This window comes from Corallococcus sp. AB032C (assembly GCF_003668935.1).
Taxonomy (GTDB): Bacteria; Myxococcota; Myxococcia; order Myxococcales; family Myxococcaceae; genus Corallococcus; species Corallococcus exiguus.
This window is the reverse complement of the sequence record NZ_RAWP01000042.1, coordinates 24,723-39,343: the sequence shown is the minus strand read 5'-3', so window position 1 is coordinate 39,343 and position 14,621 is coordinate 24,723. Positions and strand designations below refer to the sequence as shown.

The 14,621-nt window shown below is 71.6% G+C and carries 12 protein-coding genes; 5 read left to right on the top strand and 7 right to left on the bottom strand.

The annotated features are described in order from the left end of the window. Window positions 1-98: 98 nt before the first annotated feature. Genes D7X99_RS20035 through D7X99_RS20010 form a run of 6 tightly spaced genes read right to left on the bottom strand, consistent with a single transcriptional unit; the run spans window position 99 to window position 7,906 of the window. Window positions 99-2,675: a response regulator gene (locus tag D7X99_RS20035; protein WP_121779176.1), complete on the bottom strand. Its 2,577-nt coding sequence runs from the start codon at window positions 2,673-2,675 to the stop codon at window positions 99-101. After that, the gene (locus D7X99_RS20030) at window positions 2,672-4,555 is read right to left on the bottom strand and encodes a methyl-accepting chemotaxis protein (RefSeq protein ID WP_233613548.1); all 1,884 of its coding nucleotides are present in this window, start codon (window positions 4,553-4,555) and stop codon (window positions 2,672-2,674) included. The genes D7X99_RS20035 and D7X99_RS20030 overlap by 4 nt, the downstream gene beginning before the upstream one ends. Then, on the bottom strand, window positions 4,485-6,329 hold the full coding sequence (locus tag D7X99_RS20025) for a methyl-accepting chemotaxis protein (protein ID WP_121779175.1): 1,845 nt from the start codon (window positions 6,327-6,329) through the stop codon (window positions 4,485-4,487). Before D7X99_RS20025 ends, D7X99_RS20030 begins: the two co-directional genes overlap by 71 nt. Then, a complete protein-coding gene (locus D7X99_RS20020) occupies window positions 6,326-6,694 on the bottom strand; it encodes a protein CrdC (RefSeq protein WP_120563960.1) in 369 nt (122 codons plus the stop codon). The genes D7X99_RS20025 and D7X99_RS20020 overlap by 4 nt, the downstream gene beginning before the upstream one ends. A gap of 4 nt (window positions 6,695-6,698) precedes the next feature. Beyond that, a complete protein-coding gene (locus D7X99_RS20015) occupies window positions 6,699-7,133 on the bottom strand; it encodes a chemotaxis protein CheW (RefSeq protein WP_120599992.1) in 435 nt (144 codons plus the stop codon). Between the two features lie 23 nt (window positions 7,134-7,156). Further along, window positions 7,157-7,906, bottom strand: a complete 750-nt coding sequence (locus tag D7X99_RS20010; RefSeq protein ID WP_120576045.1) for an OmpA family protein — start codon at window positions 7,904-7,906, stop codon at window positions 7,157-7,159. A 176-nt stretch (window positions 7,907-8,082) separates the two neighbouring features. Between D7X99_RS20010 and D7X99_RS20005 the strand changes: the two genes are divergently transcribed. Next, the gene (locus tag D7X99_RS20005) at window positions 8,083-9,546 is read left to right on the top strand and encodes a sigma-54 dependent transcriptional regulator (protein ID WP_121779174.1); all 1,464 of its coding nucleotides are present in this window, start codon (window positions 8,083-8,085) and stop codon (window positions 9,544-9,546) included. A 20-nt stretch (window positions 9,547-9,566) separates the two neighbouring features. On the opposite strand, the gene D7X99_RS20000 is transcribed toward D7X99_RS20005, so the two are convergent. After that, window positions 9,567-10,823, bottom strand: coding sequence for a hypothetical protein (locus D7X99_RS20000; protein WP_121779173.1), 1,257 nt, complete (start codon window positions 10,821-10,823; stop codon window positions 9,567-9,569). A 283-nt stretch (window positions 10,824-11,106) separates the two neighbouring features. On the opposite strand from D7X99_RS20000, the gene D7X99_RS19995 reads away from it, so the two are divergent. The 4 genes from D7X99_RS19995 to D7X99_RS19980 all read left to right on the top strand — a co-directional run bounded on the left by D7X99_RS19995 (window position 11,107) and on the right by D7X99_RS19980 (window position 14,583). Continuing rightward, window positions 11,107-11,679: a hypothetical protein gene (locus D7X99_RS19995; RefSeq protein WP_121779172.1), complete on the top strand. Its 573-nt coding sequence runs from the start codon at window positions 11,107-11,109 to the stop codon at window positions 11,677-11,679. Continuing rightward, the gene (locus tag D7X99_RS19990) at window positions 11,666-12,049 is read left to right on the top strand and encodes a GIY-YIG nuclease family protein (RefSeq protein WP_121779171.1); all 384 of its coding nucleotides are present in this window, start codon (window positions 11,666-11,668) and stop codon (window positions 12,047-12,049) included. The genes D7X99_RS19995 and D7X99_RS19990 overlap by 14 nt, the downstream gene beginning before the upstream one ends. A 153-nt stretch (window positions 12,050-12,202) precedes the next feature. Beyond that, complete coding sequence (locus D7X99_RS19985; protein ID WP_121779170.1) at window positions 12,203-13,819, top strand: CotH kinase family protein; 1,617 nt, start codon at window positions 12,203-12,205, stop codon at window positions 13,817-13,819. Continuing rightward, window positions 13,816-14,583, top strand: coding sequence for a VTC domain-containing protein (locus D7X99_RS19980; RefSeq protein ID WP_121779169.1), 768 nt, complete (start codon window positions 13,816-13,818; stop codon window positions 14,581-14,583). Before D7X99_RS19985 ends, D7X99_RS19980 begins: the two co-directional genes overlap by 4 nt. Window positions 14,584-14,621: the final 38 nt, after the last annotated feature.

Below are 14,621 nucleotides of genomic sequence, written 5' to 3'. Positions count from 1 at the left end.
CGCGGGAGTATAGCAATGCGATGGGCCCCCGGGCTTCTCCCGGCGGCTCTCCGGGCGGCTCCGAGCCGCTCCGAGCATCTTCCGAGCCTCTGAGGACTTCAGGCCAGGAGCCGCCCCACGACGTCCACCAGGTCCTGGCGGACGAGGTCGCCCTTGGTGATGTAGCCGTCCGCCCCGGCCGCCAACCCACGCGCCCGGTCCGCCTCCCCTCCCCGGGTGGTGAGGATGACGACGGGCAGCCCGCGCCGGGCCAGGTCCGTCTTCAGGCGCCGGGTGAGCTCCACGCCGTCCATCTCCGGCATCTCCAGGTCGGTGACGACCAGCTCCACCGGAGGCCCCTCCTGCCCCAGCTGCTCCAGCGCCGAGGGGCCGTCCGCTGCCCGGAGGGTGTCGTACCCCACCGCCTCCAGCAGGTTGGCCACCAGCTCCCGGGTGAGGGGCGAGTCGTCCACCACCAGGATGCGCCGGCGGCGAGGCGAGGGCGCGCGTACCGGGGGCCGGGCGAGCTTCAGGGGCGCGGTGCCATGCACGGCCGCCGCCAACGCCGCCGCGGACAGCACCATGGCCAGCCTCCCGTCCGCGAGCGACGTGGCCCCGGTGAGGTGCGGGTAGCGCGCGAGGATGCCCTTCAAGGGGAGGATGGCCTGGACGCGCTCCTCCAGCACGCGGTCCACCGCCAGTGCGGCCTCCATGCCCTGGCCCTTGACCACCAGCACCAGCTCTCCCTCCCGGGCGGGGCGCTCGGTGGCCAGCCCCAGGAGCGACGCCAGCGAGGCGAAGGGCAGCACGCGTCCCTCCATCCGGAGGATGGGCCGGCCGGCGACCTCTCCCACCTCCGAGGCGTCCACCTTGAGGGCGCGGGAGACGTGGACGGCGCTCAAGGCGAGCGTCTCGTCGAAGACCTGGACGAAGAGCAGGGGCGCCACGGTGAGGGACACCGGGACGCGCAGGGTGAAGATGGTGCCCCAGCCGGGCGCGGACTCCACGCCCACGTCGCCGCCCAGGGCCTGGAGGGACGTACGCACTGCATCCAGCCCCACGCCCCGACCCGACAGGTCGGTGACCACGTCGCGCGAGGTGAAGCCGGGCAGGAAGACGAGGTCGCGCGCGGCGGCGTCGGACAGGGCGTTGGCGGCGGGCTCGTCCAGCACGCCCCGACGCACGGCCACGCGCCGCAGGAGCGCGGGATCCATGCCCGCGCCGTCGTCCTCCACGCGCAGGATGATGCGGCTGCCCTCGCGGGCGGCGCGCAGGGTGAGGCAGCCCCGGGGGTGCTTGCCGGAGGCGACGCGGTCCACGCGCGTCTCCAGGCCGTGGTCCAGCGCGTTGCGGACCAGGTGCATGAGCGGTTCGCGCAGGGCCTCCACGACGGAGCGGTCCGCGCGGGTGTCCTCGCCGTCCACGACGAGCTCCACCTCCTTGCCCAGCTCCCGCGCCAGGTCGCGGACCATGCGGGGGTAGGGTTCGAAGAGGACGGAGAGGGGCAGCATGCGCAGGCCCTGGATCTCCTCCGACACCTGATCCAGGTCGCGCAGCTCCGCGTTGGCGAGCAGCTTGGCCTCGCGGTGCAGGGTGGCGGCCAGCTCCTTGGCGCGGCCCAGGCGCTCCGCGAGCGCGATGCCCGCGGGACCCAGGTCCTCCGCGGACCGGGCCAGCTCGCTCAATTCGCGCACCAGCTCCAGGCGGCGAGCGGTGGCCAGTTCGCGGCGGCGGGCCACCTGGCCCAGGTTGGTGACCGCGCTGGTGAGCATGTCCAGGCTGGCCACGCCGATGCGCACGGCCGTGTCCATGCGGACGTCGCCGGTGCGCACCGTGGCGGTTCCGTGCTTCGACGCGGCGGGCGGGCGCGAACGGGCGGTGTCGACCATCCGCGTGCCGGGCGACACGGCTGGATTCGAGGCCGTGCCCGTCGCGGGGCCGACGAGGTGCGCGCTCCCCGAAGTGCTGGCGGCGCCGCCCAGGTGCGTCCCCACGCTTCCGGGAGCGGGCGCCACGAGGTGCGCGCCTCCCGGGCTTCCCGTCACCGGGGCCACGAGGTGCGAGTGGCCCGAGACCGGCGCCTCCCCGTGCGCTCCCGCCGGACTCCCGGACGTCTCCGCCCGGAGGGCCGTGGCGAGGAACTGCGATGCGGCGGCTCCCGGCGCTGCGCCTCCCGCCAGTGCGTCCGGGCGTGGCGCGGGCGTTCCCCAGTGCGCGGGCACGACCACGGCCCCGGACGGTTCCCGGCGGTCCGACACGATGAGGTGCGACGCGCCCTCTGACTTCGAAGCCCGGCCACCCTCTACCGGACGTGCGGACTCCACGATGACCCGCTGCTGCAGCGTCGCCACCAGCGTCTCCACCGCCAGCAGCGGCTCTCCCGCCTGGAGCGCACCCGACAGCGCGAGCACCGTGTCCGCCGTGGCGAGCAGCGCGTCGGTGGACTCCGACGACAGCCGGTAGCGCTGCGGCTCCGCGCACCGGACCAGTTCCTCCATCTCGTGCGCGAGCGTGTTGATTTCGCCGAAGCCCATCATCCGGGCCTCGCCCTTGAGCCCGTGCAGCTCGCGCAGCACCCGCTGCCCGGCCTCCAGGTTGCCCCCGGACTCCAGCTCCATCAGGGAGCGGTTGATGCGCTCCAGACGGACCGTGACCAGGTCGCGAAACTGCTTGAGGAGCCGTTCGCTGGGGTTCACCCGCCGCCCCCCTTGCGCAGGGTCGCCTGGTGGATCTGGAAGCGCTCCACCACGCCGCGCAGGTCCTGCGCCAGCCCCAGGAGGTCCCCGTTCGCCGCGCCCACCTGCTTCGTCGCGTTGAGGCTCTGCTGGGTGATGCGCAGGATGTCCGCCATCGTCTCCGCGAGCTGATCCGTGCCCGCCTGCTGCTGCTGCGTGGACCGGGAGATGATCCGCACCGAGTCCGACGTCCGCCCCGCCAGGTCGACAATCTGGCGAAGCGACTCGGACACCTGCTCCGCCAGCCCCGTCCCCGTCTCCACCGCGCGCACGCCGCCGCCCGTCACCATCACCGCGGCGGCGGAGGCCTCGCGAACCTCCTCGATGAGCCCTTCAATCTCCTTCGTGGACTCCAGCACGTTCTCCGCCAGCCGGCGCATCTCCGCCGCCACCAGCGAGAAGCCCCGCCCCACCTCGCCCGCCTTGGTGCCCTCCAGCTCCGCGTTGAGCGCCAGCAGGTCCGACTTGTCCGCGACGCCGTTGATGAACTCGACGATCTTCCCGATCTGCTGCACGCGCTTGTCCAGCCGCCCCACCGCCGAGCCGATGGCGTGGTTGTCCTGGCGCATGCGCGACATGGCCCCCAGGAAGGACTCCGCGCTGCGCTGCCCACCCTGGGCCGCCGCCAACGTGCGCTGGGCGATCTCCGCCACCGAGCTCGCGTTGTCCGCGATCTGCTTCGCCGAGCGCGCCAGTTCCTCCGTGGTGGCGCTCGTCTCATCCAGACTGCTGGCCTGCTCCGCGGCGCCGGCCTCGTAGCGCCCGGAGGTGCTGAGGATCTCCTCCGTGGTGGCCGAAATCTGCGAGCCCGCGCGCTGAAGCTCCGCGAGCACGTCCGCCAGGTGCGTACGCATCGTGGTGAAGGCCGCGGACACCGCCCACACCTCGTCCTCCGCGGGCACCAGCCGGGGACTGGCCAGGTCGCCCGCGGCGATGCGGCGCGCCTCGCCGGACAGCTCCCGCATGGGCCGCCCCAGCAGCGTTCCGCCCAGGTACGCCGTGGCCAGCGCCAGGCCGAACACCACCGCGCACAGGAGCGCGCTGGACGTGAACGCGTCCACCAGCACGCCCTGCGCGGCCGGGCTGCCCCCGTCCACCAGCCGGTTGAAGAGCCGGTCCGTCAGCGCCGTGACGACCTGCGCGCACATCACCGCGGGCGTCACCACGCAGATGGCGGTGAAGGCCACCAGCCGCGCGCGGATGCGCGAGCGCCGGGGCAGCGCGGCGATGACCTGCGCGTGCGTCAGCCCCTGCTCCGCCACCCACAGCACGCCGCGCCGCGCCCTCAACGTGACGAGCCCATACACGAGCAGCGACGAGAGCGGGCCGAACAGCGCACCCAGCCCCGCGACCCGCAGGGTCACGTGCCCAGGCAGGTCCATGGCCGACCAGAGCGCCATCGCCACAACGCCGTTGGTCAGCGCCCACAATCCCAGCGAGCGGAAGAACGCCTCACCCGGCGCGCGCGCCACCTCGCCCACCGCCGTCGCCAGGTGCTCCGGCGTGGGCGGCAGCACTCCGCGCTCCAGGGCCCGCAGCCGGGGGAAGCGGCGCAGGGACACGCCCACGCCCAGGAGCATGTGCAGCGCGCTCACGCCCACCACCAGGACGACGAGCGACCCCAGCTTCTGGGACAGCGGACTGCCCACCACGAGCGACGCGAAGTGCAGCCCCAGCGTGGAGCCCACCAGGTTCGCCAGCGGCACGGGGAACATCAGCTGCTGACTGAAGGCGGCCCGCCGGGAGTCCGAGCGCGAGGAGTGGTCCATGTCACCCGCCTCCCGGCACGCCAGGAGCCCCGCCGGAAGCTCCGGTGGATTCACCACCAGCCGGCTCGACATGGAAGCGCCGCACCACGTGCTGGAGGTCCGCCGCCAGGGCGGACAGGTCCGCGTTGGCCGCCACCATCTGCTTGGTGGCCGCGGCGTTCTGCTCGGTGACGCGGAGGATGTCCCCCATGGCCGCCGCGAGCTGATCCGTGCCCGTCTGCTGCTGCAGCGTCGCCAGCGAGATGCTGCGCACCGCGTGCGACGTCTGCCGCGCCAGCTCCAGGATGAGGCCCAGGCTGTCGTCCACCTGCGCCGCCAGCAGCGTGCCCAGCTCCGTCGTCTTCAGGCCCGCCTCCGTGGCCATCACCGCGCCGTTCGTCGCGTCGCGGATCTCCCCGATGAGGCCCTCGATCTCCTTCGTGGAGCGGATGACGTTCTCCGCCAGCCGGCGCATCTCCGCCGCCACCAGCGAGAAGCCCCGGCCTACCTCGCCCGCCTTGGTGCCCTCCAGCTCCGCGTTGAGCGCCAGCAGGTCCGACTTGTCGGCGATCTCGTTGATGAACTCCACCACCTTGCCAATCTGCTGCACGCGCTTGTTGAGGCGGACGACCGCCTCCGCGATGGCCTCGTTGTCCTCCTTCATGCGCTGCATGGCGCCCAGGAAGGCGGTGGCGCCGCGCTGGCCGGACTGCGCCGCGCCGAAGGTCGTCTCCGCGATGGTGGACACGGACTCCGCGTTGTCGGCGATCTGCTGCGCGGACCGGGCCAGCTCCTCCGTGGTGGCGCTGGTGGCGTTGAGCGCCCCGGCCTGCTCGTCCGCGCCCACCTCCTGCTCCGTGCTGGTGGCCACCAGCTGCTCGGTGGTGGAGGAGATTTGAATGCCCGCCCGCTTGAGCTGCGACAGGGCCTGCACCAGCTGCACCTGCATCTGGGTGAAGGCCGCGGAGGTGGCCCACACCTCGTCCTCCGCGTGGATGACGCGCGGGGGCCGCACCTCGCCGCGAGCGATGCGCGTCGCGTCCTCGGTGATGGCGCGCAGGGGCTCCGACAGCGCCGTGCCCGCGAGCGCCGCGGTGCCCAGGATGAGCAGCGTGACGATCCCCGCGATGAGCCCCAGGGGCGGCCCGCCTCCTTCGCGCGCCCGCGCCATCACCTCCATGCGCGCCTCCGGCGTGGTGGCCTGGGTCCACGCGTCCACCACCGTCACCGTGCGCGTGAAGGCCACGTCCAGGATGAAGAGCGACGGGCTCAGGACCGCGATGGCGGTGAAGACCACCAGCCTGCGGCGGATGTGCATGCGCCGGGGTGGCAGCGCGGCCAGCACCTCCAGCGGCGCCGGCCCCAGCGACACCAGCCGGTCCAACGTGGCCCGCGCGCGGCGCACGACCATCAGGTAGGTGAGCATGGCGCTCAGGGGCCCGATGGACAGCCCCAGCACCATCACCCGCACGCCCTCCGTCCACGGCACGTCCGCCAGGGTGGGGAAGGCCAGGGCCACCGTCAGCGTGCCGCCCAGCCAGCCCTGCATCACGAACCAGAAGCTGCGGCCAGGAATCGCCGCCACCTCCTGGACCGCCACCAGCAGGTGCTCGGACGTGGCGGGCAGCCGGCCCTCGCCCAGCGCGAAGAGCGTGCGCAGGGCCCGCGTGTCGCGCGCGTACCCCACGCTGATGAAGAGCACGAGCGCGCCCAACATCAGCCACGTCAGCGGCGTGCGCCCGGTCTCCGGCAGCGTGTGCGACAGGTGGATGTGGAGGAACGCGATGCCCACGCCCAGGCAACTGCCCGGGATGCGGGGCCGCGTCGTCCAGCGGCCCAGGGCGCGCACTTCCAGCGGCGCCATCATGCGCCCTCCCCGTCCAGCCCGCGCAGGTAGCGTTGGAAGGCGTCCAGGCTCAACAGCGGCCAGAGCACCCCGCGCGTGATGACGAAGCCGCGCAGGCTGCCTCCGGAGGACCCCGCCACCACCGGCGAGGGCGGCAGCACGGACAGCACCTCCGAGTCGATCTCCAGCCCGTCCACGCCCACCGTCCCTCCGGTGGCCGTCACCAGCACGCGCTGGGCGCCCCCGGCCCCCAGGAAGGCCCGGTGGGCGGACACGGTGCCCGCGTCCGGCGCGGCGATGGAGGCCACCTCGCCCGCCTCGAAGGCGATGCGGTGCGGCCCCACGTGGCACAGGAGCGTCCCCTCGACCCGGCCCGCGGGAAGCATGAGGCTAGCCGCCCTGGCTGAGGTGGTCGAAGAGGCCTTCCGGGTCGATGACGGCCACGTCGCGCGAGCCGCTCTTCACGGGGCCGCGCAGGTGGACGTGCACGCCCGAGGGGCCCAGGGGCTCCAGCGGTCCCATCAGCGCGGACACACCGGCGACGCTGCTGGCGGTGAGGGCGAGGGTGCCTCGGGACAGCCGCACCAGGACGGCGCGGCGGGACCCGGCGGTAACCCCGCCCACCAGCAGGCTCATGTCCACGACGGGGATGACTTCACCCCGGTGCGCGAACACACCCAGCAGGTGGGGCGGGGAACCCGGTACCCGCGTCAGCTCGGGGAAGGTAACGACCTCCGCCGCGGCTTCCGCAGGCACCGCGTACCAACTGCTTCCACACGCGAAGACAAGGTAGGACTGACGCGTTTCCGACTCTAGGGCGGCCATGCGCGCCAGAGCCTACCCCAGAACTAGCGCTGGAACTCCACGCGGCGGTTCTCCGCCCAGCCTTCCTCGGTGGCCGCGCTGGACACCGGGCGGGTCTCACCATAGCCCACCGTGGACAGCCGGTTGGACGGCACGCCCAGGTCGACCAGGTAGCGCTTCACGGCCGCGGCGCGGCGGTTGGACAGCTGGAGGTTGTACTCCTCCGTGCCGCGCTCGTCCGCGTGGCCGCCCAGGGTGATCTTGCCCTGGCTGGCCTTGATGCAGGCCGCCAGGTCGCCCAGGCGGGACTGCGCGCTGGAGTCCAGGGTGGACTCGTTGAAGCCGAAGCGAACCGCCGAGTAGTCGCAGCGCGAGGAGGCGTCCGCCGTCACGCACTTGCCGGACTGGCACTCCTGGCCCTCACCGCAGTCGGTGCTGGCGGTGCAGGTGTCGCGGGGCGCCTGGCAGCGGCCGGCCTGGCACTTGCCACCGTTGCACGCGGAGTCGTCCTTGCACTGGGCCTCGGCGCACTTGCCGGCCTCGCAGATGCGGCCGGTGCCACAGGCCGCGTCCGTGGTGCACTCGGGCGGCTTGGGCGCGCACTTGTTGGCCTGGCAGGTGAAGCCTTCGCGGCAGTTCGCGTCCGTCGCGCACTCCTGGCACTGGCCCTGGACGCAGACCTCGCCCTTCTCCTGGCACTGCTCGTCGTTGTTGCACTTGGGGTAGGTGGGCGGGCACCCGGTCAGCACGGCCACGGCGAGGGCCAACCCGGCCCAAAGCGAAATCCGACGCATCATTCCTCCGACAGCAACCACGGGAAAAGAGAGGCCCACAGGGAGCGGGCCAAGGCTCTCGCGTGTAGTCGGACCCACCGGGGAGAGTCAAAAGATTTGTCTTTTCCTCGGCCCTGGGGGCAACACGAGACCCTTGATGCCCCGATTATTTCCGTGAGAGTGTGAACGGTTTGCCCATGCCCGCTGCGGTCCTCATCGTTGATGACGAAAAGAACATCCTCCTCACCCTGAGCCAGTCGTTGCAGCTGGCCGGCTACCGCACGGAGCTGGCCAGCAGCGGGCAGGTAGCGCTGGACGTGGTGAGCGCGCGGCCGGTGGACGCGGTGTTGATGGACGTGAAGATGCCGGACATGGACGGCCTCACGGTGCTGGCGAAGCTCACGGCCCTCAAGCCGGACCTGCCCGTCATCATGATGTCCGGCCACGGCACCATCGACACGGCGGTGAAGGCGACGCAGCTGGGGGCGCGCGACTTCCTGGAGAAGCCGCTGGCGCGCGACCGGCTGCTGGTGGCGCTGCGCAACGCGCTCAAGCACCAGGCCGCGATGGAGGAGCTGGAGGAGCTGCGCGCGCAGCTGGGCCGCTTCGACATGGTGGGCGGCGGGCCCGCGATGCAGCGCATCTTCTCCCTCATCCAGCGCACGGCGCCCAGCGAGGGGCGCGTGCTGATCACCGGGGAGAACGGCACCGGCAAGGAGCTCATCGCGCGGGCGCTGCATCAGAACTCCCGGCGCAAGGGCGGGCCGTTCGTGAAGCTCAACTGCGCCGCGGTGCCGCACGACCTCATCGAGAGCGAGCTGTTCGGCCACGAGAAGGGCGCCTTCACCGGCGCGGTGAGCGTGCGGCGCGGCAAGTTCGAGCTGGCGCACGAGGGCACCCTCTTCCTGGACGAGATTGGCGACATGCCGGCCGCCATGCAGTCCAAGCTGCTGCGCGTGCTCCAGGAGGGTGAACTGGAGCGCGTGGGCGGCGCGGAGACGCTCAAGGTGGACGTGCGCGTCATCGCCGCGACGAACAAGAATCTGGAGAAGGAGATCGCCGCGGGGCGCTTCCGCGAGGACCTCTACTACCGGATCAACGTCGTGCAGATTCACTCGCCGCCGCTGCGTGAGCGCCGCGAGGACCTGCCGGACCTCATCGACACCTTCCTGCGCGAGGCGTGCTCGAAGAACGGGCGGCGGCCCCTGGCACTGTCGCCGGACGCGCTCGCGGTGATGAGCGCGTATGACTACCCGGGCAACGTGCGTGAGCTGCGCAACCTGGTGGAGCGGCTGGCCATCCTCTGCGAGGGGCCGGTCGTCTCGCGCACGGACGCGCTGGAGCTCTTGCCCCGGGGCCGTCCCCTGCCCCCCATGCCCGAGCCCACCGTGGGCGGTGACGTGCCTCCCGTCGCGGCGCCCCCGCCCACCGCGCTCGCCGCGCCCGAGCCCGCCACCGCGAGCCCGGGGGGTTGGAAGCCTCGCGTGGATCAGACCTTCCGCGAGCAGGTGGAGGACGCGGAGCGGGAGATCATTCAACGAGTGCTCGCCCACACGCATGACAACGTGACGGAGGCGGCTCGGATCCTCGACCTGGAGCGGGGTCACTTCTATAAAAAAATGAAGGCCCTGGGCCTGCGCCGCGGTCAGTCCGAGTCGTAAGTGCCCGCATCGACCGCTCCCTACGCTGGGGGCGGAAGCTCGGGGCGCTTGCGCCATCCCTGAAGAAGCCTCTCGGCGGCGGCGATATAGAGCCACTCCGCCCGCCCGAGCAGCACCTGCTCACCGCGCCTGATCCGGATCGCCAGCCATACCGGCAGGCCCGGAACGAAATGCGCATCTCCCGCGGCCCAGGCAAGGCCCCCCGTGGCCTTCACCACGCGTGAGACACTGGCGTCGAACTCCGCCGCGGGCAGCCAGCGCAACGCCTCCAACACCCAGTCCGCCTCGAACCCATTCAGCGACGTGGGCTTTCCGGTGACGGCCTGAAGCGCCTGAGGGCCGCGCCTGTCGGGGATGAACGCCAACGCGTGGGGACGCAGGACGCAGACCCCCTCGGCGTCCCCCATCTTCGCGGGGAAGAGGGCGACGTCCTCCAGTTGAACGCCCGACCGCGCCGCGCCGAGGAGCGGCGGCTGACGATGCAGTTCCAGCGTGAGCATCAGTCTCAGGGGATTCGGAACGCTGCGCGCGCGCAGCCGGCGGTCGCCCTTCACCTCCAGGTCGAACTGGCTCCGATCCAGGTGGACGCCGTCATCCGCGATCGAGTCCAGACGCACCGCTTGCGCCTCACCGAACACGGGCGACCAGAGGAGCCGCTCGCTGGTGATCCGCACCCTGCCGGAGCGCAGCAGGGGCCACAGCAGGGAACCTCCAATGAAGAGCCCCAGAAAGGCCGCCCCCAGCTCCCGGGCCCCAGAGGCCATGAGAAGGATGAAGGTCAAGATGACCAACGGCAGCATCAGGAGATAGGGAGTGGGCACGTTCGAGCCGCCCACGCCTGGGCCCGGCTGCTTCGAACGGCCGTGGTCGGACTCGAAGACGAGCACCTCGCCCTCTTTCAGCGCCTGGCTGACAGGCTGGCGAAGCAATGCCTCCAACCGCGTCAGCGCCTCCTCGAGGGTCACGTCCGGAGGCGCGACCGTCAACGTGTCCAACCGTTGTCGCGCGAGCCGGGTGAGTCGCTCGCGCTGCGTGGACAGCGCCCGTGCCTGCCGCAGGACGGGCATGTCCGCGGTCCACGCCTCCACCGCCGCGCGGCGGTGCACACGCGCCAGTGCTTCCCGCGCCCCTTCGGACCCAGCCACGAACGCGGACACCTGCTCCAACTGATTCAGGACGCGGCGCTTCCAGCCACGGGCCGACAGCATGGCCTCCAGCTCCGCATGGGGACGCATCGCCCCGGAGATGATCTCCGCACCGCCCTCCAGGATCCGCACGGCCTCCTGTTCGGAGGCAGCAAGTTCGTTCGCGGAAGGGGCTGTTCGTGCGCGTTCGGACATCACCGCCAGAACATACCTGGCACGCGGCCCCCTGGCCGCACGCCCGTGGCCGCGTTTGACGGCCGTGGGACGCGTCTGCTCTATTCGTCCCACGGGTGCCGAGGGGTGCCCGCCGCCCGGAAAGACGACGTCACCCTCGCTTCACCCGCTGTCGCCAGAGCCCCGATGAAGTCCTTCCACGGTCCCCCAACGGGTGAGGGCCAGCACCGGAGGATTCGTCATGGGAACCGGCAGCACCCTCCCCGTCACGCTTCATGAATACAAGGTCCGCGCGTCCCTGCTCCTCAAGGACCTGGACTCGTCCGACACCGCCCGCGCCACGCGCGCCGCGGAACGGATGCGCGCCCTGCCCTTCTTCGCGGCCCTGTCCCTGGGCGAGGTGCTCGCGCGCCGGGACGCCGTGCAGCACAAGCACGGGCTCGCCGTCGTCGCGCGCGAAGCGGGGCACACCACCTGGACGGAGCTGAAGCAGGCCCTGGCGGGCGGTGCGCGGGCGCTGGACACGCGCGCCTTCTTCCAGAAGGGCCAGAGCCCGTTCCTCAACCGGTGGTTCTCCACCTACGAGGAGGCCTCGCGTTCGTTGGACGCGCAGGGCGGCTTCCTCTTCCCCTTCCGCGACCAGTGCTTCATCTGCGAGGCCGACTTCCTCCAGGCGCTGGGCATCGACTCGCGCGACGCGGACTGGGAACGGATGGGCCGCGACTGGGTGCGCCCGCGCGACCTTGCCGCGAAGGAGCGGCTGGAGGCGAAGCTCGTCTCGCTGGGCTTCGGAGGTCACCATGGCGTCCGGTGACGACTCGCGCGCGGCCCGCGCGGAACGCAAGCGCGCGTACAAGGAAGCGGAGGTGCCCATGGGCATCTACGCCATCCGCTGCCACGCCAACGGCAAGCTGTTCGTGGGCCATGCCCTCAACCTGACCGCGATGTTCAACCGTATCCGGTTCGAGTTCGCCCAGCGCATGCATCGCGTCCCCGAGTTGCAGGCGGACTGGGAGCGCCACGGCGAAGCGGCCTTCTCCTTCGAGGTGCTGGACAAGCTCCCACCTCGCGAGGAGCCCGGCGGCCCTCCGCCCGTGGAGGAGTTGAAGGTGCTGGAGGAGATGTGGCTGGAGCGCCTGAAGCCCTACGGCGACGCCGGCTACAACACGCCGCCCAGGCCCTGAGCGCCGGAACACAAGTCACCTTCCCGGAAACAATCCGTCACAGCCGTGTAACGAAGAAGTCACGTCGTCCCTTCAAGGTCCGGAATCGCAGTGCCACGGCGGAGCCCCCTCTCCACCGTGGCCGTGCTCCCCCACACCCGAAAAGGGACCCCCATGGCCTTGCCTCGTCCGCGCCTGTCCGGCGCCTTCGCGTTATTGGCGTTCGCCCTCGGAGCCTGTGGCACCGACCGCCCCGACACCTGGACCGACGCCTCGCACGGGAAGAACGCTCCACCGGCCTATGACGTCGTCTTCCCCCAGGGGAAGGTGCAGCGCCTGGACATCGTCGTCACGCCGGAGAACTGGACGGCGATGCAGGACGACATGACGTCCATGCTCGGCGAGTTCGGCGCGGGAGGTGGAATTGGCGGGCCCGGTGGGGCTCCCGACGGCGGCGGGTTCCCGGGAGGGGGCGGCGGCTTCCCCGCGGAGTTCGAGGCGGCCTGCGTGGGCAAGCAGTCCGGTGAGGCCTGCACCGCGACCTTCAATGGCAACACCTTCACCAGCACCTGCGGCACGTCCCCCATGGGCGGCGCGCTCGCGTGCCTGCCGACGATGGGCGGTGGCGGCCCCGGCGGCCCCGGCGGGACTCCCGACGGTGGCGGGTTTCCGGGCGGTGGCGGTGGCGACCTCATCCCCAACACGCCGGTGTACGTGCCCGCGACGGTGAAGTTCGAGGGCAAGGCGTGGAACTACGTGGGGCTTCGCTACAAGGGAAACTCGTCGCTGTCCCAGGCGTGGAGCAGCGGCGTGGGCAAGATGCCGCTGCGCTTCAACTTCGACAAGTTCGAGGACGAGCACCCGGAGATCGAGGGCCAGCACTTCTACGGCTTCGGCAAGCTGTCGCTGTCCAACGCGGTGGCGGACGCGTCGCTCATCCGCAACAAGGTGGCCACGGACCTGTTCCGCGAGGCGGGCGTCCCGGCCAGCTACACCGCCTTCGCCGCCGTCTACCTGGACCATGGCGATGGGCCCCGGTACTGGGGGCTCTACACGCTGGCGGAGGACCCCGGCGATCCGCTGCTCGCGCGCTCCTTCGGTGACGACAGCGGCCCGCTCTACGAGGCGGACGGCACCGGCGCGCGGCTCCAGAGCTTCGACGAGGCCTCCTTCGAGCCGGACAACAAGGCGGCGGAGAAGGCGGGCTGGGGCAGCGTGCAGGCGCTCATCACGCAGCTCAACTCGGACCGCGCGGACTCCGTCGCGTGGCGCTCGCGGCTGGAGGCCACGCTGGACGTGGACGGCTTCCTCAAGTGGCTGGCCTACAACACCGTCATCGAGAACTGGGATGCGTACGGCGGCATGGCCCACAACTACCTCCTGTACTCGCACCCCGGAGAGAACGGCCGGCTGCACTGGGTGACGTGGGACCATGACCGGTCGTTCCAGGACGGCATGCGCGCCACGTCGCTGTCGCAGGAGTCGGTGGACGCGACCTGGCCGCTCATCCGCTACCTGATGGACGACCCCGTCTACCGGCCCGTCTACGAGAAGTACGCACTGGAGGCGGTGGATGGCCTGCTCGCCCCCGGCCCGCTGGAGGCGCGCTTCCGCGAGGAGCACGCGCTCATCACCCCGTGGGTGGTGGGTGAGAACGCGGAGCAGGCGGGCTTCACGTTCCTGAGCAGCCCGCAGGCGTTCCAGGACGCGCTCACCGGGGCCAACGGACTGGTGGACTTCGCGACGAAGCGGCAGGCCGAGGTGCACGCGATCTTCGGTACGAGCCCATGACCGCGACGGCCCGGGTGCAGGACGAGGACAGGCCCGCGCCTTGCGCGGAGCAGGACCGGGAGCGGCGCTTCCAACCGTCGCGCGAGGCGCTGGCGTCCTTCCTGGGCTCCGTCCAGTGCTGGACGTCCCGCCACCTCTACGATCCGGGCCTGCCCGTGGCCTACACGCGCACGACCTACCTGGACACCGACGGCCTGGACTTCCTGGGCACCTGTCATTCGGGCCAGGCGGAGCGGCTGCGTCTGCGGGAGTACGCGGGCGCGGCCCACCTCGCGGAGGCGCCGGTGCTGACCGGGAAGCGCTTCCTGGAGCTGAAGCGCAACCACGGCGAGCGGCGCACCAAGGTCCGGCTGCCCATCACGGAAGCGGAAGCCCGCGAGGTGCTCAACGGCCAGCCCCTGCCGGTGGACGGCGCCGCCGCGCGGCTGCTGCGACAGGCGAGCCTCACGCCGGTGCGCCCTTGGGTTACCGCATGGTACCGGCGCACCACGCTGGCCACGGTGTCCTGCGACGTGCGCATCACGCTGGATGAAGGCCTGGTGTTCGCGCGGCCGCCGGACACGTCCTCGGACGGCGCGCTCGCGGTCCCCACGCGGCTCGTGGGCCGGGCGCCGCCCGCGACGGTCGTGGAGGTGAAGTGGAAGCGCGATGCTCCCTCCTGGCTGGAGGAAGCGCTGTGGGGGCTGTCGTCGCATGAGACAGCCGCCTCGAAGTTCGAGCAGGGCATGCGCGCGCTCCTGGAGGACGCGCGTCCCACGAAGTGAATCCCCCCGAAGGAATCCCCCTCCCGTGCCACCGATTC